Raw genomic sequence first — 20829 nt, forward strand, 5'->3', positions numbered from 1 at the left:
CGCGCGGCGGCCTCGGCGGCGACCGCACTGCTGCGTGCAGCGAGGTCGGTGTCCCCCAGCCCGCGTGCCACCTCGCCGAGACTCAAGGAGTTCTCCAGCACCCTCCCGAGTCGCCGACCCCGGCTGAGATCGCAGTCCAGCACGATCAGCGCGGCCGTCGCGGCGGGTCCGGGGGCGCCGAGCTGCTGGAACCGGCTCAGAGCGGAGCGAGCGGACGCCGCGGCCTCGGTGAACTCGCCGGCAAGTCGTAACAGGACTGCTCGCTCTCGTTCGATCTCCGCGCGTAGCATCCGGTCCACGCGCGGACGGCAGGCCGCCTCCGCCCTGTCGAGGGCCCCCACCGCCTGGTCGAGCAGGCCGGCCTCGCCGAGTACCCGGGCGAGCGCGAACAGCGAGGTGCCGCGAAATACGTCGGCATCGAGTTCTTCGGCGGCCGCCATGGCGGCCAGCGCGCCTGGCAGATCTCCGGTGAGGTAGCGGTGATAGCCGCGGTTGTGCTCGGCCATGAAGAGCAGCCGGTCGTCGCCGGCCTCACGGGCAATATCTGCTGCGGTCGCTTCAGCACGGATCGCCTCGTCGGGCCGGCCGAGCTCGAAGGACACGACTCCGAGGCTGACACCGATCACGGCCCGCTCCCGCGTCGAGAACCATTGGGGCTCGCTCTCGGCGACAGCGAGGTCGCGTGCCGCCTCGGCGAACTCGCCAGCCTGGAGCAGGACGTTTCCTCGCTGGCACTGGCACCGGGCACGCAACTCCGGATCGGTCCCGGCCAAGGCGAAAGCCTGTTCGAGCCGTGCCGACGCGGCGGCGAAACCGGACAGCGCGAGGTCCGCCATCGCGAGAGTGAGCAGACACGAAACCCGCACGAGTTCTGTTTCCCGTTCGGTCGGCCGGTCCAGCGGTGGCAACATGGCGAGTGCCCCGTGCAGCGTCTTGGCTGCCCGACGCGGCCGGCCGGCGGCGTTGTCGGCTACCGCCGCCAGCCTCAGCTCGCGGGCCCGGTCGAGCGGGTGTTCCCCGCCCTCGGGAGCTGTCGTCAGAGTTCCATCGACGGCGTGATCACCGGGCGGTAGCCGTCTCGGCGCACCACGAAGTGGACGCGACCGCGAGGCAGGTTGTCGAGGGCGAACCGGCCGGCGTCGTCCGCGACCGTACTGCGCGTGACGCCCTCGGCCACCGCGTCCACCTCCGCCCCGGCGCTGGTCACCCACCCGTCGATCCGGACCTGGTGGGCGGCGACCACCGTGGTCACCATCAGGCTCAGGGAGCCGCTGGTGAAGGTGACCGAGTCGGTCTCCTCCCCCCGGACACCGACCAGCTCACCGCGGGTGAGTTCAGCGATGTCCGCCTCCAGTTCGGCGACGGCGAGCGCGAAGTCGATGCGCTGGGCCAGATCGGTGGGTACCGGATCGACCAGGTCGTACAGCGTCGCGAGCCCCGCGAGGATGCGTTCGTCGGTGGCGTCGAGCAGCTCGTCGGCGCCGGGGTAGGTGTCGTCAGTCATCTCAGGCCTCCCAGCTCGGGTCGGTGAGGAGCGCGGTGCGCAGCTTCGCCAGGCAGCGTCCGCGGGTCGGGCCGATGCTGCCGATGGGCATGCCCAGGCTCGCGGCGACGCCGGCGTAGTCGGGGGTGGCGGCGAAGGCGATCACCCGCAGCAGCGCCCGGCAGCGCTCGGGCAGCTCCTCGACGTGGCGCCACAACACGCGCTGCTGCTCGGTGGCGATGCTGAGCGACTCGGGAGTGACCTCGTCTGCGACGTCCGGGACGCCGGCCTCGGGGGCGACCTCGCGCCCGGCCAGGCGGAGCAGCCGCCAGGTCTCGCGCTTGACCGTCACCACCAGCCAGGACACGACGCCCTTCGGGTCGCTGATCGTCGCCGCGCTGTCGACCAGGCGCAGCCAGGCCGTCTGGATGGCCTCCTCGGCGATGTGCTGGGGGGCGCGTTGCGCGCGGGCGGTGTGCCACAGCAGGGGCGTCAGCAGCCCGACCAGGACGCGCAACTGGTCGCGATCACCCTCCCGGTAGGCGACGAATGCACTCGCGGCCTGCGCGCCGAGCGGCGAGACGGTGTTCACAGCCGTCTCAGCGGTCGCAGGACCCGCGCCAGAGCCGCCCAGCCGCGGCTGCGCAGCGTGTCGAGGTCGACCGCGTCGGTGCCCTGGCCGACCAGGGCCTGGGCGAGTTGACCGGCCAGCAGCGGCGCGGAGAAGGACGTGCCGCTCCACACGCCGAAGCCGCCGGAGAAGTCGTCCATGTCGATCGTGGACCGGTCCGCGGGGGCGGGCGCGGTGCCGTCCTCGACGGCATGCTTCGCGGCACCGGTGAGGGTGTCGAGGCCGGCCACGTCCGAGGAGGACTGGGAACTGGCGTTCTGGAGCCGGGGGAGGGTGGAGACGATCGCCGCGCCGTGCCGGTAGGCGGTGACCCAGGTGCCGCCGTTGGAGAACAGCGACACCGTGGCGTGGTTCGGGTTGAGCGAGCCCACGCTGACCAGTGGCAGATCGCCCGAGCCGGTGCCGGTGTCGCCGGCGAAGGCCGCGGGCAGGAACGGGCGGCTGGTGCCGTCGTTGCCTGCGCCCGCGACGACGAGCACGCCCGCCCGGCCGAGGTCGCGAAGCAGTGTGCCAATGCTGGTGGACGGCAGGGTGGAGGGATCGCTGTCCTCGTCGGGCAGGTCCTCGTGGTAGTAGCCGAACGAGAGGGTGAGGACGTCGACGATCGCGGACGGGTCGCCGGCGGCCAGCGCGGCGAGTTGCTGGTCGAGGACCTGCTGCAGGACATCGAGGGCGTCGTCCTCGGCGACCAGACCCGCCGACGACATCACGGCGTAGGAGGTCAGCCGGGCTGCGGGGCAGGCCTGCCGGACGATACCGGCGATGAAGGTGCCGTGGCCGGCGAGCCTGGCGAGCTCGCCGGTGAGCCGGGCGGCGATGGCGGGTTCGCGATCGGCGACGGGGCTGCCGAAGACCCGCACGCCGAGGGACGCGGGCTGGGCCGGGCCCACACCGACGGTGGCCTCGTCCGGGAACCAGGGGTGCGCGCCGATCCCGGTGTCGGGCATCACCACGACCGGCGGCCGTTTCAGGCGGGGGGCGGTCTTCGACGGGTCGGCCACCACCAGGGCGACCGGAGCCTTGCCGCCGTAACCCGGGACGCCGAACTCGTCGGGACCCAGACCGATCCCGGGGACGTAGCTGCCGCCCTTCCCGATCCCGGGGACGTAACTCCCGCCCTTCCCGATGCCAGGAATGTAGCTGCCGCCCTTGCCCACCCCCGACCAGGTGTCGGCGGCGACCATCACGTGCACGAGCTCGTAGGAGTCGGCGACATCGGGGGCCGCCGTCCGGATCTGTTGCAGCGCGGTCCAGGCGTCGGGCGCGGCGGTCGGAGCGTCGGTGATGATGCGGAGCTCGAGGCCGGCCACCTGGCTCGACTCCAGGTCGATCCCGGGATTGCGCGGCGCCCGCCGCGGGATGCCCTTGTCCCGGTAGCGCTCGGGAACGCGCAGTCCCCAGCCGAGCTCGGCCAGCACCTGGTCGACGCGCTGGTCTCGGTCCCACAACTGGTTGTTCCGCACCAGCAGCCGGTCGGAGACGTAGGCGGTCGTACCGAGCTCCTGACCCGGACGGACGACGGCGGTGGCGGGGTCAAGCACTCGGATCACGGAGACCTCCTGGGGACCGGCGGTGTCAAGCGTAGGCAGCAGCCTCTTCCACCGGTAGAGCAGCGATTACGCACTCTGATACCTGTGTGCAGGGGGAGACTCGGCCGAATCCTGGACGGACCACGTATCAACGCGCAGGGTGGACGCTCTCATGGGCGTCCGGTCGGCAGGCCGGCACCCGCGAGGAGGGACGCGGGTGAAGCTGCCGGCCGAGGTTCGTGCACGGCGTCGGGCACCCGCGAGGTGAGGGGGTCCCGCCGCGGGAACGACCGCCTGGGCGCTTCGGGGGGAGCGCCGCAGGCCGGCCCGACGCCGTGCGTGAAACCGTCGCCCTCGGCCGGGCCTCGCTGTCACCCGACGGTGCCGTCGGTGACGTCCCAGACCTGGGTGGGCTCCAGCGCGTCGAGCAGCGCACGGTCGTGGGTGACGATCAGCAGGGTGCCGCCGAAGCTGACCAGCGCCGCCTGCAGCTGGTCGATCGCGGCGGCGTCGAGGTGGTTGGTGGGCTCGTCGAGGACGAGCACGTTCACGGCCCGGGCCTGCAGCACCGCGAGCGCCGCGCGCGTCCGCTCGCCGAGAGAGAGGCTCTCGCACGGACGCCCGACATGCTCGGGTCCGAGGCCGAACTTCGCCAGCAGCGTCCGCACGGCGGCCGGGTCCGGGTCGTCGAGCGCCCCGTGCACGGTGTCCTGGAGGCTCGCCGCGCCGCTGATCGCGTCCCTGGCCTGGTCGAGGGTGCCGAGCACGGTCCGCGTCCCCCACGACACCCGTCCGGACGCGACCTCGCCCCGGCCGAGCAGCGCCCGCAGCAGGGTGGTCTTCCCCGAGCCGTTCGGCCCGACCAGGGCCACCCGGTCACCGCGGACGACCTGGGCCGACACCGGACCGATGGTGAAGTCGCCTGCCCTGGCCAGGACGGCGTCCAGGGTGAGCACCACCTCGGCGGACGCCTGCGCCTCCGCGATCGAGAACCGCAGTTCCCACTCCTTGCGCGGCTGTTCCACTTCCGCCAGGCGCTCGGCGGCGTCGCGGACGCGGGCCGCGCGCTGGTCCATCCGGCGCGCGCGGTCCTGGCGGTACTTCTTCTCCAGCGCGCTGCCCGGTGGCAGCCGGGCCGCCGTCGCCCGTCCCTGCCGCGCCCAGTCGGTCCTGCGCCGGGCCTGCTCGACCAGGTCGTCGTGCCGCTCGGCGTAGGTCTGGTACGCCTCCTCCGCCTGTGCGCGGGCGAGTTCCTTCGCCGCCCGGTACTCCGTCCAGCCCCCGGTGTAGTGGTGGACGGCCTGCTGCGGCAGGTCGAGCTCGAGCACCGAGGTGGCCACCGCGTCCAGGAAGGCCCGGTCGTGGGAGGCCACCAGCACCGGCGAGCGCGCACCCTCTACGAACGTGGTGAGCGTGGCCAGGCCGTCCGCGTCGAGGTTGTTCGTGGGCTCGTCCAGCAGCAGGACGTCGTACCGGCTGACCAGGATCGAGGCCAGCGCCGCCCGCGCGGTCTGGCCGCCGGACAGCGTCCCGAGCGGACGCTCGGGGTCCACGCGAAGGTCGAGCCGGGCCAGGACGTCCGCCAGGCGTACCTCGAGGTCGGCGCCGCCGAGCAGCAGCCAACGGTCGAGGGCGCGCGCATACCGGTCGTCCGCTCCGCCGATGCCGGAGGCGAGTGCGCCGGCGGCGTCCTCGAACTCGGCCTGTGCGCGCTCCACCCCGGTGCGGCGGCGCGTGTAGGCCAGGAGCGACTCCTGCGGCGAGGGCGCCGCCTGCGGCAGGTAGCCGATCGTGGCATCCGCCGGTGCGAGCCGCACCGTCCCGGCGTCAGCAGGGTGCTCGCCGGCGACGATCCGCAGCAGGGTCGTCTTGCCCGAGCCGTTCGGGCCGACCAGCGCGGTGACGTCGCCGGGCGCGACGGTGGCGTCCAGACCGTCGAACAGGGCGTGGGCGCCGAAGGACGCGGCGACGCCGGAGAGGAAGAGGGTGGCGGACACGGATGACCTCAATCGCTGGAAGGAGCAGGGCGAGAGGTCAGATCCACATGCCCCCAGAGTGCGGGACGGGTGGCCGTCGCGTCAAACCAGACCTGAACGGCGACCTGAGCGACGCCTGAGCGGGACCCCGGTCGGCGTTCAGGACGGCTGGGTACGGTCGGGCACAGCACAGGAGGAGGACGGTTGAACAAGCTCTGCTCTGCCCTCGTGGGCCTGGTGGTGCTCTCGGGCTGCGCGATCAACTATCCGGTGCCCACGGCGTCCACGCCCGCGCCGGCGACGGCGAGCCCGTCGCCCTCCGCCACCCCGACCCCGACGGGCGCCACCGAGGACGCGTTCTCCGCGACCGGCGAGGTCCCCCGGGTCCTCGACCCGGAACTGCTGGACGGCGTCGTCGCCGCGCTCGCCACCCGCGCCAGCACGACGAGTCACGTGTTCGCCACGTGGCCGCAGTTCGCGCTCCCCGCGATCGACGGAACGCTGTCGGGCTACTACGTCGCCACGATCCGTGCCTTCGAGAAGGACTACCCCTCCGCCGGTGCGGTGACGCCCGAACTCAACCTCGGCTGGCGGGTTCTGGCCGCGTCCCCTTCGATGGTCGGCATCGCCGCCGACGGCTATCTCTTCGGCGGGGCGTCCGGAGAGAACCTGTGGCGCTCGTTCTGGTTCGCGCCGGGCTCCGGCGCCGTGTTCGGCCTCGACGACCTGCTTGACCACACCGCCACGCTCGCCGCGCTGCGGGACGCCGCCTCGGCGCGCTCGATCGACCTCGGCGAGGCGGGGGCGGACCCGCTGTCCGCCGCCCCGCTGTTGGCGTTCGGCGAGGGCGGGAGCCTGATCGTCGGTTACGACGAGTGCCAGGTCGCCACCTGTGCGGACGGGCGCGTCACCCTCGCCATCCCGGCCGAGCGCGCCGACACCCTCCTCACTCCGGCCGGACGCCAGGCGAGGGAGGCGACGACCCACCCGACGGACCCGGCCGGGACGTCCACCGCCGCGCCCACGTCCGACCCCTCCCCGGGGACCTCCTCCACCCCGACACCGACCGCGACGTCGCCGAGCCCGACCGCCCCCGGCTCGGACAGGGTGAACTGCCGCAAGAAGAAGTGCATCGCGCTCACCTTCGACGACGGTCCGGGCCCGTACACCCGCACGCTGCTCGGCCACCTGTCCAGGAAGGGCGTCCACGCCACGTTCTTCATGCTCGGCCAGCAGGTGGAGATGTACCCGAAGGTCGCGAAGGCCGTCGCCGCGGCCGGCCACGAGATCGGCGTCCACACCTGGGACCATCGCTCGCTGCCCACGTTGACGCCGGCCCGGATCCGGACGGAGATCACCTCCACCGTGCGGGTCATCCGCAGGGACACGGGCACCTCCCCGAAGTACCTGCGGCCGCCGTACGGCGCCATGAACGCCGACGTGCACGCGGCGGCGAGGAAGGCCGGCCTGGCGATGGTGCTGTGGAACGTGGACACCCTGGACTGGAAGACACGGAACACGAAGAAGACCGTCACGGCCGCCGTGAAGCAGACCAGGCGGGGCTCGATCATCCTCGTCCACGACATCCACCCGACCACGGTGAAGGCCGTGCCGGCCATCATCGACCGGCTTCGCGCCAAGGGCTACACCTTCGTGACGGTCAGCCAGCTGCTGGGACCGACGACGCCCGGCAAGAAGTACTTCGGGGGCCGGACCGGTTGACGGCGGCCGGTCCGGCGCGGGAATGCCGGTGCATTCGATGGACCTTTTCGCCGGGGGGGCTCGCAGAACCACCCTTTCGACTGGCAGGATTGTCCGTACAGTCGGCCGGACGGCGTGGGGGCGTCGGAATGGTCTGGCTGTTCGATCCTGGGGGGGACGAAAGATGGCTGGATCACACTTCACGGACGCGCGCACGCTCGCCCACTATCCCGAACTCGTCGAGTTCACACCCGACCGGGCACCACGAGTACGGCTGGCGGTCTTCGGGATGGCGATGGTCGCCGCCTCGACGGCGCTCTTCCTGCTGCCTGCCGTGGCGCTGGGCGGCGTCAACATCCTCGCGGTGCTCGGCTGGGTGGGGTTGGCCTTCTTCATTCCGGCCACCACCTACGCGGTCGTCCGCGCCGTGCAGCCGCACGTCGCGCTGCGGCTGGCGCCGGAGGGGCTGACCGACGGCTCGTCGATGTCGGCAGTCGGGTTTGTACCCTGGCAACGGGTTTCGGGTATCGGTACGACCGAGATCTCCGGGAGCAGGCTGGTCGGGGTCTACCTCGACGACCCGGACGCGTTCATCGCGGGCCTCGACCCGATCCGCAGGATCGCGGCCAGGACGAACCTGCGGATGTTCGGCTCTCCGGTGTGGATCAGCGCCAACGGGCTCCCGCCCGCGGACGACCTGGCCGCACTGATCGACGTGTACCGGCGCGGCTGGGTGCTGCACGCCCAGCCCGTTCCACGACACACCACGGCCTGACCCACCCGCGGAACCACCGGCGGACCGCTGCGCGGCCCGCCGGAAATGGGGTCTGCCCATCCGCATTGCGCGGTGCTAGTGTCATTTCGGAGTCACGACTCGAGGTGGAGTTTCCCGTTGCGGGGCAGGACCTGAGGCGCGCGCGCACGCGTGCGTTCCCAGGTTCCTTTTGTTTTCCAGTGAGGAAGGGAAAGGCGATGGGGTCGACAGCGGAACAGATCGTGGACGCGGTGGGAGGGCCGGACAACATCGTCAGCCTCACCCATTGCGCGACGCGGCTGCGGTTCGAGTTGCACGACGCGTCCGGCATCGACCAGGGCGCGGTGGAGAAGATCCCGGGGGTGATGGGGGCGGTGCCGCAGTCCGGTGACCGCTACCAGGTCGTGATCGGCGGGGGCGTGGCGACGACGTTCAACCAGATCATGAACCTGCCCTCGATGAGCGGCGCGGGCACCCAGCTCTCCGACGCGGACATCAAGGCGCGCGAACGCGCGAAGGTGCGCGGGAAGTTCGCCTGGCTGGACGCCTTCTTCGAATACCTGTCGGACTCGTTCCGTCCGCTGCTGGGCGTGTTGCTCGGGTCCTCGCTGATCATCGCGATCGCCGCCATTCTGGACGCCTTCCACATCGTCCCGTTCCAGGGCGTGGACCGGTTGAAGGACGCCGGCGCCACCTGGGTGTTCTGGGACGCGATGTGGCGCTCGGTGCTGTACTTCCTGCCGATCATGGTCGCGTACAACGCGGCCAAGAAGCTGAATGTCGACCCGTGGATCGGTGCGGCGATCATGGCGGCGATGTTCACCCCGAATTACCTGTCGCTGACCGGTGCGGCCGACACGGTCTGCACCACGACCGATCTCGGCACGCAGTGCGTGGCCAGGATCGCGGGGCTGCCGATGCAGCTGAACGACTATGGCGGCCAGGTGTTCGTACCGCTGATCATGGTCGCCCTGCTCGCTCAGCTCTACAAGCTGCTCAAACGGATCTTCCCGGAGAACCTGCAGATGGTCTTCGTCCCGTTCTTCTGCCTGCTGATCATGATCCCGGTGACCGGCTTCATCATCGGCCCGATCAGCATCTGGCTGGGCAGTGGCCTCGGTGCGGGCCTGGCCTGGCTGAACAACACCGTGCCGCTGCTGTTCGCCGTCCTGATCCCGATGATCTATCCGTTCCTGGTACCGCTGGGACTGCACTGGCCGCTCAACGCGCTCATGCTGGCCAACATCAGCACGCTGGGCTACGACTTCATCCAGGGCCCGATGGGCACGTGGAACTTCGCCTGCTTCGGCGCCACCGCGGGCGTCCTCGTCGTGTCCAGCCGGGCCCGTGACAACGAGGTGCGCCAGACCGCCATCGGCGCCCTGGCCGCAGGCCTGCTGGGCGGCATCTCCGAGCCGTCCCTGTACGGCATCCACCTGCGCTACAAGCGGATCTACCCGCGCATGCTGGTCGGCTGTGCGACCGGTGGCCTGACGATCGGCATCCTGGGCTGGATCTTCGGCACGGTGAAGACCAGCGCCTTCGCGTTCACCTCGCTGCTCACCATCCCGGTGTTCGCCCCGACCTGGATCTACGTGATCGCGATCGCCGCCGCGTTCGTGGTGTCGATGCTGCTGGTCATCGCGTCCGACTACCGCACGCCCGAGCAGAAGGCGGAGTGGGAGGCCACGCAGGCCGAGAACGCCGCCGACCTGGCGCTGGAGCGGACGCAGCGCGCTGCGGCGACCACCGCTCCGGTCGCCGCGGCCGCCGGTACGGCTTCGGCCGGTGGCGGGGTCGCGACCCTGGTGCGGACCGACCAGGTGCTTGCCCCGGTGGCCGGGACCGTCGTCGCGCTGGACCAGGTGAACGACAAGGTGTTCGCGTCGAAGGCGCTCGGCGACGGGGTGGGGATCGTGCCGTCCGACGGCCACGTGGTGGCTCCGGTCGGCGGCGTCCTGATCACCGTGCCCGACAGCGGCCACGCGTTCGGGATCCGCACCGACGACGGCGTGGAGGTGCTCGTCCACGTCGGCATCGACACCGTCCAGCTCGAGGGCAAGGGCTTCGCGGTGAAGGTCGCGGCCGATGACCGGGTCGAGGCCGGCGACGAGCTCGCGACGGTCGACCTCGACGGCGTCAAGGCCGCCGGCTACGACACCACCACGATCGTGGTCGTGATCAACACCGCGACGCTGGCCTCGGTGACGCCCCGTCCGGCGGGCCCGGTGGCCGCCGGCGACCCGGTGATCGACGTCACGCCGTAGTCAGATCCCGAACCAGGCGGACGCGGAGGCCCGGGCCCGCTCGGTGAGGACGGAGAAGCCGACCGGCTCGCGTCCGGCGTCGACGACCTCCTGCTCGAGCAGGTCGCGCAGGCGCCAGACGTCGGCCGGGTCGGCGCCGTTCACCGTGAGCGTTGTGGCGAGGCGGGGCTGCGTCCAGCCGGTCAGCCGGCGCAGGTCGGCGCTGGAGAGGCCGGAGCGTTCGAGGTTCGCCTGCAGTTCCGCGACCGTGCGGGCGACCTGGGCCCGGTCGAGCGACACTCAGCGGCCCTGGTCGAGCAGCGCCAGGATGTCGTCCTCGATCGCTTCGGGCGGAGTGGTGGGCGGGTAGCGCTTCACGACGTTGCCCTGGCGGTCGACCAGGAACTTGGTGAAGTTCCACTTGATGGCGTCGCCGAGAACGCCGCCCTTCTCGGTGCGCAGCCAGGCGTAGAGCGGGTGCGCGTCCCTGCCGTTGACATCGATCTTGGCGAACATGGGGAAGCTCACGCCGTAGTTGAGCTGGCAGAACTCCGCGGTCTCCGCGTCATTGTCGAACTCCTGGTTCGCGAACTGGTCGCACGGGAAGCCGAGCACGACCAGGCCGGAGTCCTTGAGGTTGTCGTACAGCTTCTCCAGGCCGCCGAACTGCGGGGTGAAGCCGCACTTCGACGCGGTGTTGACCACCAGCACCACCTTGCCGAGGTACTCGGCCAGTCGCTGGTCCTGCCCGGTGATGGTCTTGGCCTCGAAACTGCCCAGGTTCGTCATTCGTCCTCCATCCGCGACGTCGGTATCCACAAGGACGTCGGCGGGCCGGGTATTCCCGCGGTGATCAGGGCCGCGGAGGTGGTCTCGATCCGGCGTTGTCCGCTGGGGTACGGTTCAGGTGCATCGATCAACGAAGGGGTTTGGTCATGGGCGGGACGGGCAGCGGCACGGTCACGATGAAGACCGTGGCCGAGGCGCTGGGCGTGTCGGTGACCACGGTGTCGAATGCCTACAGCAAGCCGGACCGGCTCTCCTCGGCCCTGCGTGAGCAGATCCTCAGCAAGGCGGGCGAGCTCGGCTACGGCGGGCCGAGCGCCGCCGGCAGGGCGCTCCGCTCGGGAAAGAACGACGTCTGCGGGTTCCTGTTCGGCGCGGAGCTCTCGCACGCGTTCTCCGACCCGTACTCGGTGCTCTTCCTCGCCGGGCTGAGCGAGGCGGTCGAGGAGTTCGGAGCGTCGGTGCTGCTGCTGCGGGGCGCGGGCGAGCAGGAGGACGAGGCCGCCCGGCTGCTGCAGAGGGCGGCGATAGACGCGCTCGTGGTGTGCTCTCCCGCCGATCAGCGGCGGGGACTCGAACTGCTGCAGGGACGCGGCGTCCGCGTGGTCGGGACGCAGCGGACCGCCGAAGGCGACTGGGTGGCGATCAACGACACGAAGGCCGGCCGGCTGGTCGGCAAGCACCTCGCGCGGCTCGGGCACCGCGATGTGGTGGTGGTCACGTCGTCGGCGTCGCGCGACGCGCTGGAGGAGTTCGACTACCGTCCCGGACGCACCGGCGCGGGGCGGCCGGGGACGTTCGAGGACGAGCGGATGCGGGGCCTGGCCGAGAAGCTGCCCGACGCGCGGATCAGGGTGGTCGCCGCCCCCTTCCACAGCCGGGCCTCGGGCCGCGAGGCCGCCGGCTACGCCCTCGACGTCCAGGACCGTCCGACCGCGATCGTCGCGCTGAGCGACGTGCTCGCCATGGGCGTGTGGGACGCGGTCCGCGAGCGCGGGCTGGCCCCGGGGCGCGAGGTGTCGATCGTGGGCTTCGACGACGTCCCCGACGCCGGCTTCCTCGGTATCACGACCGTCCACCAGCCGATCCGGGAGAAGGGCCGCCTCGCGGGGCGGCTCGCCTTCGACACCGAACTCACCGAACGCCAGATCACGCTGCCGATCGAGTTGGTCGTGCGGGCCAGCTCCGGCCCGGCGCCGAGCCCGGCTCGCGTGGCCGACCGGCAGCCGGGCTGATCTCTCGCGCTGGGGAGGAATCGCCCGTTCTGTCCCGCTCGCCGCATGCTCCCCGCGGCGACGAGAGCACAGCGTGGGCGATTCCTCCCAGGCGGCCGCGGGCCAGTTGCGGTGCCTGCGCCGGGTGGCGTCGGGCCCTGGCGCCGGCCGGATCTCGTTGCCGGCGGTGTCGGTGGTTCGCCGGTGCGGTCGCGTTCCGGCCTCGCACGGACCTGCGCTCTCGCCGCGGGCGGGGAATCACACGGGTGTAGTTATCCCCACTGTGGACAACTCCTGTGGACAACGTCCCCGGACGGTCGGCGCCCGAGACCGGGGACGACGGGGGAACGGACGCGCCAGACTGGGCGCGGCGCCGGGTCCCCGGCAGCGGGAAGGCGGCACGGATGAGCGTCACGAACGGCCGGGTGTCGTTCTGGTGGGACCAGGTCGGGCAGCCGGCACCGCGCCCGGGCCTGCCGGGCTCGATGGACGCGGACGTCTGCATCGTCGGCGGCGGGTTCACCGGGCTGTGGACCGCGTACTACCTGAAGAAGGCGGCGCCCGACGCGCGGATCGTCGTCCTCGAGCAGCGGTTCGCCGGCTTCGGTGCGTCCGGACGCAACGGCGGCTGGTGCACGAACTCGATCACCGGCAGCCGGGAGCGCTACGCCGACAGCCACGGGCGCGACGCGGCGACCCGCTTCCAGCTGGCCATGAACGACACCGTCGACGAGGTGATCCGGGTCGCGGCGGCCGAGGGCATCCAGGCCGGCATTGTGAAGGGCGGCGAGCTCACCGTCGCCCGTACCCCCGCCCAGCTGGGCCGGCTGCGGGCCCGGTACGACAGCGAATCCGCCTGGCCGGCGACCGACATCGAGTTCCTGGCCGGGGACGCGGCCGTCGAGCGGGTCTCGGTCAGCGGCGTCCTGGGCGCGTCCTGGCACCCGCACTGCGCACGCGTCCACCCCGCCCGGCTCGTCCGCGGGTTGGCCGGGCTCGTCGAGCGGCTCGGCGTTCCGCTCTACGAGGGCACCCGGGTGGAGGAGATCGTCGCTGGCGAGGCCCGCACCCTCGCCGGCGTGGTCCGGGCACCGGCGATCGTGCGCGCCACCGAGGGCTTCACCGCGGACCTGCGCGGCGAGCACCGCACCTGGCTGCCGATGAACTCGTCCATGATCGCCACCGAGCCGATCCCCGCAGCGGTGTGGGAGGAGATCGGCTGGGGTGGCGGCGAGGTGCTCGGCGATGAGGCGCACGTCTACATGTACGCGCAGCGCACGTCCGACGACCGGATCGCACTGGGTGGCCGTGGCGTCCCCTACCGCTACGGCTCGCGCGTCGACCAGGACGGGGTCACCCAGTCCCGAACCGTGGCGAACCTGACCGCTGTGCTGCGCGACTTCTTCCCCGCGACGGCGGACGTGCCGATCGCGCACGCCTGGGCCGGCGTGCTCGGCGTCCCCCGCGACTGGACGGCGACCGTCGGCTTCGACCGCGCCACAGGGCTCGGCTGGGCCGGCGGCTACGTCGGCACCGGGGTGGCCACCACCAACCTCGCCGGACGTACTCTCGCCGACCTCGTCCTGGGCAGGGACACCGAGCTGACCGGGCTGCCGTGGGTGGGACGCAGGGTGCGCCGCTGGGAACCGGAGCCGCTGCGCTGGCTCGCCGTCCAGGCCATCTACGCCGCCTACCGCACCGCCGACCGCCGGGAGCAGGACGGGCGCACGTCCACAGCCCCGGTCGCCCGGCTCGCCGACCTGATCTCCGGCCGCTGACGACCCCGGCCCGCCACCTCCGGCCCGCTGACGACCCCGTCCGCTGACGACCCCGGCCCGCTGACGACCCCGGCCCGCCGCCTCCGCCCCACCTGCCCGGTTTGCTCCCGAAAGGCGGCCTTGCTCCCGGGATTTGGGGAGCAAGGCCGCCATTCGGGAGCAAACTCGCGTGTCGGGCGCGGACTTCAGCTGATCGCGGCCTTCGTCTCGCGGGCCATGGCGAGCTCCTCGTTCGTCGGGACGACCAGGACGGTGATCGGCGACTCCGGGGTCGAGATCACCCGGGCGTCCCTGGCCCGGGCCTGGTTCGCCTGCTCGTCGAGGATCGCGCCGACGCCGGCCAGGCGCCCCACGACCTTCGAACGGACGAGGGAGTCGTTCTCGCCGACGCCGGCGGTGAAGCTGATCACGTCCACCCCGCCGAGGACGGCGATGTAGGCGCCGATGAAGCTGATCAGCCGGTGGCAGTACACGTCGAGGGCCAGCGCCGCCGCCTCGTCGCCCTCCTCGATCAGCTCGTTGAGGTCGCGGAAGTCGGTCACGCCAGCCAGGCCGAGCATGCCCGACTTCTTGTTGAGCAGGTTGTCGACCTCACCGAGATCCATGCCTAGCTCGCGGCCCAGGAAGGCGTGCAGGCCAGGGTCGACATCGCCGGAGCGGGTGCCCATCACCAGCCCGGCCAGCGGCGTGAGCCCCATGGACGTCTCCACGGCCACGCCGTTGTCGATGGCGGAGATGGACGCGCCGTTGCCGAGGTGGCACACGATCTGCTTCAGGTTGCCGTAGTCGCGGCCCAGGAACTCGGCGGCCTTCCTCGACACGAAGCTGTGCGAGGTGCCGTGGAACCCGTACTTGCGGATGCCGTGCGCCTTCGCCAGGTCGACCGGAACGGCGTAGGTGTACGCCTCGGGCGGCAGCGTGGCGAAGAAGGCGGTGTCGAAGATCGCCACGTGCGGCACGTCGGGCAGCGCCTCCCTCGCGGCCTCGATGCCGGCGATGCCCGGCGGGTTGTGCAGCGGGGCCAGCGGGCTGAGCTCCTTCAGCTTCTCCAGCACCGCGTCGTCGATCACCACCGTCGAACGGAATGCCTCGCCGCCGTGCACGGTGCGGTGTCCCACGGCGCGGATGGTGTCCAGGTCGGGGCCGTGCGCGTTGAACACCCGGACCAGGTAGGTCAGCGCCCGGGCGTGGTTGGGGAAGCCGCGGTCGACGTGCACGGTCTCGGACTCGAGCTTGTGGTCCAGCGTCCCGGACTCCTCGCCGATCCGCTGGATGATGCCGGAGGCGATCACGGCCTCGGAGTCGGCGTCGATCACCTTGTACTTGATCGAGCTCGAACCACAGTTCAACAACAGGACGGGCGTACTCATTCTGGGCTCCTCGGTTTCAGTGGTCTGGACAAGCTCGACCAGCGGTATTGGGGCGAGACCCGGAGGGGGGACGGTTCTCTACCCGGTCCACCCGCCGAGGGTGGACCGGGTAGAGAACCGTCCCCATGTCAGGCCTGCGCCTGGATGGCGGTGATGGCCACGGTGTTCACGATGTCCTCGACCAGCGCGCCGCGGGAGAGGTCGTTGACGGCCCGGTTCAGGCCCTGCAGGACGGGGCCGATCGCGACGGCTCCGGAGCTGCGCTGCACGGCCTTGTAGGTGTTGTTGCCGGTGTTCAGGTCCGGGAAGATGAACACCGTCGCCCTCCCGGCGACCGGGGAGTCGGGCAGCTTCGTCCGGGCCACCACCGGGTCGACCGCCGCGTCGAACTGGATCGGCCCCTCCAGTGCGAGGTCGGGACGGCGGGAGCGGACCAGCTCGGTCGCCGCCCGCACCTTGTCCACGTCCGCACCGCTGCCGGAGGTGCCCGTCGAGTACGACAGCATGGCCACCCGCGGCTCGATGCCGAACGCCACCGCCGTCTCCGCAGAACTGATCGCGATGTCGGCCAGCTGCTCGGCGCTCGGGTCGGGGTTCACCGCGCAGTCCGCGTACACCACCACCCGGTCGGGCATGCACATCAGGAACGACCCCGACACCACCGCGACGCCGGGCTTGGTCTTGATGAACTCCAGGCTGGGCCGGATCGTGTTCGCGGTGGTGTTGATCGCGCCCGACACCATCCCGTCGGCCATGCCGAGGTGGACCATCATCGTCCCGAAGTAGCTCAGGTCCTTCAGCTTCTCGCGGGCCTGTTCGAGGGTGACGCCCTTCTTCTCGCGCAGCCGTGCGTACTCGGCGGCGAACCGCTCGACCAGGTCGGGATCGGTCGGGTCCACCACCTGCACCCCGGTCAGGCTGAGCCCGAGCTGGGTGGCCCGCAGCTTGATGTCCTGGGCGTCGCCGAGCAGCACCAGGTTCGCCACGCCGCGACGCAGCAGGATGTCCGCCGAGGTCAGGATCCGGTCGTCGGTCGACTCGGGCATCACGATCGTCCTGCGGTCGGAGCGCGCGATGTCCTGCAGCTGGTGCTCGAACATGAGCGGCGTCACGACGTCCGAGCGGTGCACCTGCAATGCCTGCAGCAGCGCGGGCACGTCCACGTGCTCGGAGAAGATGCGGCGGGCCACCTCGACCTTGCGGGGCGAGGACGTCATCGCGCCCTCCAGCCCGAACAGCCGCTCTGCCGCGGTGTAGGTGCCCAGCGGGCTCATCCCGATCGGCAGCTCGTTGTGGATGCTGGAGATCAGCCGCGCGATCGTGTCGGGAATCTCGTAGCCGCCCAGCAGGATGATGCCGGCCAGGGGCGGGAACGAGCCGGACGAGTGCGCCAGCAGCAGCCCCGGCAGCAGGTCGGAGCGGTCGCCCGGCATGATCACGGTCGACTCGGTGGTGAGCCGGCGCAGCACGTTGGGCAGGGTCATCGCCGCCACCAGGACGTCCTGCGCCTCACGGTCGAGCAGTTCGGGGTTGCCCAGGACGAGGTTCGCGTCGATCGCCTCGAACTGGGCGCTGAGCACGGGAGCAGCGAGCATCCGGTCGGCCGGGAGGGCGGCGGTGACGACGCCGGGCAGCTTGTCCAGCTCGGCTTTCACCGCGGCCAGGTCGGCCGGGTCGACCTCGTCGCTGGCCGCCCGGTCGGCGGACGCGACGCGGTTGGCGATCACGGCGATCACCTTGGCGTGGTGGGCGGCGAACTCGGCGAGCCCGCCCTCGGCGGCGGAGCGCACCTCCTCGGGCGTCCGGTGCTTGCCGGAGACGACCAGCACGACGGGCACGTTGAGGTTGGCGGCGACACGGGCGTTGAAGGTGAGTTCGGTCGGGGAGGTGGTCTCGGTGTAATCCGAGCCGAGGATCACCACGGAGGAGTACTTCTCCGTGATCGCCGCGTACTTCTCGACCAGCCGGTGCAGGGCGGCGTCCGCGTCGTGGTGGACGTCCTCGTAGGTGACGCCGACCGCCTCGTCGTAGCTCTGCTCGACGCCGGGCTGGTCGAGCAGCGTGTGCAGGATGTCGTCCTCACCGCCGCTGCGCACCACCGGACGGAACACTCCGACCGAGCTGACCGTCCTGGTCAGTGCCTCGATCATGCCCACCGCCACCATGGACTTGCCGGTCAGCCCCTCCGGCGCGGCCACGTAGATGCTGTTGCTCACGGGGTTCAGGCTATCGTCGCTGGCGAGTTGGTCCGACCAACGGCCGTGGTTTGGAACGTTTCACACGCGGGATGGGCATCACTCGTCCCGGAATTCGAATGGCTCAGCCGACCCGCTCGCGCAGCCACTCCAGGTCGGCGGCCTGGCCGTCGACGCCACCAGGGGTCTCGACCACGACGGGCGATCCTGCCTGCGCGACCACCTCTGCGATCCCGGCCGGGTCGCACTGCCCCTCGCCGAGCGTGGTGTGCCGGTCGGCCCCGGAGTCGAAGGCGTCGCGGGAGTCGTTGGCGTGCACCAGATCGATCCGCCCGGTGATCGCGAGGATCCGGTCGACCAGGCCGTGCAGCTCGTTGCCCCCCGCGTGGGCGTGGCAGGTGTCGAGGCAGAAGCCCACCCGGTCGGCGTTCGGGGACGCGGAGATCGCGTCCCACAGCTGCGCGATGCGGTCGAGGTGGCGCGCCATGGCGTTCGCTCCGCCCGCGGTGTTCTCGATCAGCAGCGGAACGTCGATCGTGAGCCCGTCGATGGCCTTGCGCCAGTTCTCGAACCCCACCTCCGGGTCGTCGGACGCCAGCACGTGGCCGCCGTGGACGATGACGCCCGCCGCGCCGATCTCCGCCGCGGCGGTGAGTTGCTTCTGCAGGTGCTGGCGGCTCGGGATCCGGATCCGGTTGTTCGTCGAGGCGAGGTTGAGCACGTACGGCGCGTGCACGTAGAGGGACACTCCCGCTGCCTCCGCGTCCGCCCTGAGCGCGGCCGCACCACCGGGATAGGCGACCCGGGGCCCCTTCCACGCCTGCGGGTCGCCGAGGAAGAACTGGCTCAGCCCCGCACCTCGTGCGCGCGCCTCCGCGATCGGGTCCTCCTGGTCGACGTGACCACCCATCAGCACCATGCGCAGCAGTTTAGGAGACTGCTGAACAACCATGTCCGGGCGGCGGCGCGCCGGGTCGGGCGATCTGCGGCGGCCACACCGTGGGGCACCGGGCCGGGATCGCCCCCGCGGTGTGGGCCGTGCCGCTCATCCCGCCCGGCACGTCCTCGCTCGGAACAGCATTGATCAGCAGCCTCCTCGGCAGGCGTTTCTCCAGCTACCTACGCTGGAGTAAGTTATGGGCCACACCGCCGCGAAGGAGCCCCGATGGACGCTGGACACCTGGCCGTCAGGTTCGCCGAGTCCGCGTCCACCCATGCCGGGCGTCCCGCGACGAGGATCGCGAACGGGGACGGCTGGGACGTGCGCACCTACGCGGAGCTGCACGAGGACGTCCGGCGGCTGGCCGCGCGCCTGGTCGACCTCCGCCTGGCCGCGGGAGACCGGGTGGCCCTCTTCGCCGTCAACCGGCCGGAGTGGACCCTGGTCGACCTCGCCTGCGCAACGGCCGGCCTGGTGTCCGTGCCGCTGTACTCCACCAGCACACCCGACCAGGTCGCGCACATCATGGCGGACTCCGGCTGCAGGGTGGCGTTCGTGGGCGGGCGGGGGGAGCTCGACAAGGTCGCGGAGGCGCGCGACCGGATCCCCACCCTGGAGCGGCTGGTCACGTTCGATCCCGTCCCCGACGTCCCGGCGCTGTCCGACGAGCTCGCCGCCGCCCCCGACGAGCGGGACGCGATCGACGCCCGCCTGGCCGCCGCGTCCGCGGACGACCTCGCCACGATCATCTACACCTCCGGCACGACCGGAGAGCCGAAGGGCGTCATGCTCAGCCATCGCGGCTTCTCCTTCCAGGTCGAGGTGCTGAACGACTACTTCCCGTTCGCGGACACCGACTCCTCGCTGTGCTTCCTCCCGCTCAGCCACGCCCTGGAGCGGGCCTGGACGTACGTCGTGCTGGACAACGGAGCACTGAACACCTACGTGCCCGACCCGCGCACGGTGGCCGAGGCGATGGTGCGGGCCGGGCCCAACCTCATGGTGAGCGTCCCGCGGCTCTACGAGAAGGTGTATCTCGCGGCGAAGGACAAGGTCGCGGACTCACCGCTGAAGCAGCGCCTGATGGCGTGGGCGCTGCGGGTGGGCGGCGAGTTCCACGCTGCCGTGCGCGAGGACCGCCCACGCAGCCGGTCGCTGATCGTGCGGTTCAAGCTCGCCGACCGGCTGGTGCTGTCCAGCGTCCGCGCTGCTGTGGGCGGGCCGAAGAAGGTGCTGGCCTGCGGCGGTGCGCCGCTGCGTCCGGAGATCCAGGACTTCTTCACCGCGTGCGGCCTGCTGCTGCTGTCCGGCTACGGGCTCACCGAGGCCTCGCCGCTGGTCAGCTTCCCCTCGGCGGCGGCGTACCGCTCGGGCACCGTCGGACGCGTGGTCGACGGCGGCGAGGTGCGGATCGGCGCCGAAGGCGAGATCTGCTATCGCGGCCCCAATGTGATGCTGGGCTACTGGGGACGCCCCGACGACACGGCCGCCGTCCTCGATGACGGCTGGTTGCGCACGGGCGACGTCGGGCAGCTCGACGACGACGGCTTCCTGGTGATCACCGACCGGATCAAGGACCTGATCGTCACCAGCAACGGCAAGAACGTCGCGCCCTCGTCCATCGAAGCGCTGCTGGCCGCCGACCCCCTCTTCGAGTACACGCTGATCCTGGGCGACAACCGTCCGTACCTCACCCTGCTGGTCGCACCGTCGATGCCGAACCTGGAGGACATCGGCCGCCAGTTGCAGCTCACCTGGTCGCACCGGGACGAACTGCTCGCCCACCCGGCCATCCTCGAGGAGCTGCGCCGCCGCGCGGGAGAGCTGACCGCGAAGCTGGCCAAGCACGAACAGATCCGCGACCTGCGCCTGCTCGTCGAGGAGTTCAGCCAGGAGAACGGCCTGCTCACGCCGACGCTGAAGGTGAAGCGCAAGGAGGTCGAGCGGCGCTTCGCCCAGCTCGTCGACGACATGTACGCCAGAGCGGGCAGGGACCGGAAGTGAGCGGTGCGGGCCAGGTCCCGGCCTCCTCCCGTCCCCGCACCAGGGACGCGTAGGCGGGCCCCGCCCGTCAGCCCGGTCACCCCTGAACGGGATTGGGGGACGGACCAGCGAACGGGAAAAGAACCGTCCCCTGAATGGATCGGGGACGGTTCTTTTCCCGTTCGCTGGTCCGTCCCCCAATCCCGTTCAGGGGTGACCGGGCTGACGGGCGGGGCCCGCCTA

16 protein-coding genes are annotated in these 20829 nt (G+C 71.3%); 6 read left to right on the forward strand and 10 right to left on the reverse strand.

All coding sequences use genetic code 11. The features are described 5' to 3' along the window. From QM633_RS06230 to QM633_RS06250, 5 genes are all read right to left on the reverse strand, one after another. The coding region (locus QM633_RS06230; protein WP_415152868.1) for a hypothetical protein at positions 1 to 866 on the reverse strand (866 nt) is incomplete at its 3' end. A gap of 170 nt (positions 867 to 1036) precedes the next feature. Continuing rightward, a complete protein-coding gene (locus tag QM633_RS06235) occupies positions 1037 to 1504 on the reverse strand; it encodes a carboxypeptidase-like regulatory domain-containing protein (protein ID WP_415152869.1) in 468 nt (155 codons plus the stop codon). Between the two features lies 1 nt (position 1505). Further along, positions 1506 to 2075 carry an RNA polymerase sigma factor gene (locus tag QM633_RS06240; protein WP_415152870.1) on the reverse strand — a complete coding sequence of 190 codons (570 nt, stop codon included), beginning with the start codon at positions 2073 to 2075 and terminating at the stop codon, positions 1506 to 1508. Then, entirely contained in the window at positions 2072 to 3664 is a 1593-nt protein-coding gene (locus tag QM633_RS06245) for a S8 family serine peptidase (RefSeq protein WP_415152871.1), read from the reverse strand. Before QM633_RS06245 ends, QM633_RS06240 begins: the two co-directional genes overlap by 4 nt. A gap of 350 nt (positions 3665 to 4014) precedes the next feature. Then, positions 4015 to 5640 carry an ABC-F family ATP-binding cassette domain-containing protein gene (locus tag QM633_RS06250; protein WP_415152872.1) on the reverse strand — a complete coding sequence of 542 codons (1626 nt, stop codon included), beginning with the start codon at positions 5638 to 5640 and terminating at the stop codon, positions 4015 to 4017. Between the two features lie 183 nt (positions 5641 to 5823). Between QM633_RS06250 and QM633_RS06255 the strand changes: the two genes are divergently transcribed. The 3 genes from QM633_RS06255 (at position 5824) to QM633_RS06265 (ending at position 10341) form a co-directional block, all read left to right on the forward strand. Next, positions 5824 to 7341, forward strand: a complete 1518-nt coding sequence (locus QM633_RS06255) for a polysaccharide deacetylase family protein (RefSeq protein WP_415152873.1) — start codon at positions 5824 to 5826, stop codon at positions 7339 to 7341. 163 nt (positions 7342 to 7504) lie between these two features. Continuing rightward, on the forward strand, positions 7505 to 8095 hold the full coding sequence (locus QM633_RS06260; protein ID WP_415152874.1) for an STM3941 family protein: 591 nt from the start codon (positions 7505 to 7507) through the stop codon (positions 8093 to 8095). Positions 8096 to 8292: 197 nt separating this feature from the next. Beyond that, complete coding sequence (locus QM633_RS06265; protein WP_415152875.1) at positions 8293 to 10341, forward strand: glucose PTS transporter subunit IIA; 2049 nt, start codon at positions 8293 to 8295, stop codon at positions 10339 to 10341. Here the strand turns inward: QM633_RS06265 and QM633_RS06270 are convergent, their stop codons facing one another. Beyond that, positions 10342 to 10620: a DUF2316 family protein gene (locus tag QM633_RS06270; RefSeq protein ID WP_415152876.1), complete on the reverse strand. Its 279-nt coding sequence runs from the start codon at positions 10618 to 10620 to the stop codon at positions 10342 to 10344. After that, the gene (locus QM633_RS06275) at positions 10621 to 11109 is read right to left on the reverse strand and encodes a glutathione peroxidase (RefSeq protein WP_415152877.1); all 489 of its coding nucleotides are present in this window, start codon (positions 11107 to 11109) and stop codon (positions 10621 to 10623) included. Between the two features lie 146 nt (positions 11110 to 11255). On the opposite strand from QM633_RS06275, the gene QM633_RS06280 reads away from it, so the two are divergent. Both QM633_RS06280 and QM633_RS06285 read left to right on the forward strand, forming a co-directional pair. Then, positions 11256 to 12341, forward strand: coding sequence for a LacI family DNA-binding transcriptional regulator (locus QM633_RS06280; protein WP_415152878.1), 1086 nt, complete (start codon positions 11256 to 11258; stop codon positions 12339 to 12341). Between the two features lie 383 nt (positions 12342 to 12724). After that, positions 12725 to 14098 (forward strand): NAD(P)/FAD-dependent oxidoreductase, encoded by a 1374-nt coding sequence (locus QM633_RS06285; RefSeq protein ID WP_415152879.1) that lies wholly within the window; start codon positions 12725 to 12727, stop codon positions 14096 to 14098. 185 nt (positions 14099 to 14283) lie between these two features. Here the strand turns inward: QM633_RS06285 and QM633_RS06290 are convergent, their stop codons facing one another. The 3 genes from QM633_RS06290 to QM633_RS06300 all read right to left on the reverse strand — a co-directional run bounded on the left by QM633_RS06290 (position 14284) and on the right by QM633_RS06300 (position 18615). Next, positions 14284 to 15468 (reverse strand): acetate/propionate family kinase, encoded by a 1185-nt coding sequence (locus tag QM633_RS06290; protein WP_415152880.1) that lies wholly within the window; start codon positions 15466 to 15468, stop codon positions 14284 to 14286. Between the two features lie 128 nt (positions 15469 to 15596). Next, the gene (pta, locus tag QM633_RS06295; RefSeq protein ID WP_415152881.1) at positions 15597 to 17684 is read right to left on the reverse strand and encodes a phosphate acetyltransferase; all 2088 of its coding nucleotides are present in this window, start codon (positions 17682 to 17684) and stop codon (positions 15597 to 15599) included. A gap of 103 nt (positions 17685 to 17787) precedes the next feature. Next, a complete protein-coding gene (locus QM633_RS06300; protein ID WP_415152882.1) occupies positions 17788 to 18615 on the reverse strand; it encodes a deoxyribonuclease IV in 828 nt (275 codons plus the stop codon). A 213-nt stretch (positions 18616 to 18828) separates the two neighbouring features. Here QM633_RS06300 and QM633_RS06305 point away from each other — a divergent pair, with 213 nt between their 5' ends. Next, positions 18829 to 20607, forward strand: coding sequence for an AMP-dependent synthetase/ligase (locus QM633_RS06305; protein WP_415152883.1), 1779 nt, complete (start codon positions 18829 to 18831; stop codon positions 20605 to 20607). Positions 20608 to 20829 lie beyond the last annotated feature (222 nt).

The sequence above is a fragment of the Propionicimonas sp. genome, from assembly GCF_047606205.1.
Taxonomy (GTDB): Bacteria; Actinomycetota; Actinomycetes; order Propionibacteriales; family Propionibacteriaceae; genus Propionicimonas.

What these genes read in the sequence shown, in the direction of transcription:
- QM633_RS06235 (WP_415152869.1), bottom strand. Translation starts at nt 1,504, where the DNA reads ATGACTGACGACACCTACCCCGGCGCCGACGAGCTGCTCGACGCCACC.
- QM633_RS06275 (WP_415152877.1), bottom strand. Translation starts at nt 11,109, where the DNA reads ATGACGAACCTGGGCAGTTTCGAGGCCAAGACCATCACCGGGCAGGAC.
- QM633_RS06280 (WP_415152878.1), top strand. Translation starts at nt 11,256, where the DNA reads ATGGGCGGGACGGGCAGCGGCACGGTCACGATGAAGACCGTGGCCGAG.
- QM633_RS06265 (WP_415152875.1), top strand. Translation starts at nt 8,293, where the DNA reads ATGGGGTCGACAGCGGAACAGATCGTGGACGCGGTGGGAGGGCCGGAC.
- QM633_RS06300 (WP_415152882.1), bottom strand. Translation starts at nt 18,615, where the DNA reads ATGGTTGTTCAGCAGTCTCCTAAACTGCTGCGCATGGTGCTGATGGGT.
- QM633_RS06285 (WP_415152879.1), top strand. Translation starts at nt 12,725, where the DNA reads ATGAGCGTCACGAACGGCCGGGTGTCGTTCTGGTGGGACCAGGTCGGG.
- QM633_RS06305 (WP_415152883.1), top strand. Translation starts at nt 18,829, where the DNA reads ATGGACGCTGGACACCTGGCCGTCAGGTTCGCCGAGTCCGCGTCCACC.
- QM633_RS06260 (WP_415152874.1), top strand. Translation starts at nt 7,505, where the DNA reads ATGGCTGGATCACACTTCACGGACGCGCGCACGCTCGCCCACTATCCC.
- QM633_RS06290 (WP_415152880.1), bottom strand. Translation starts at nt 15,468, where the DNA reads ATGAGTACGCCCGTCCTGTTGTTGAACTGTGGTTCGAGCTCGATCAAG.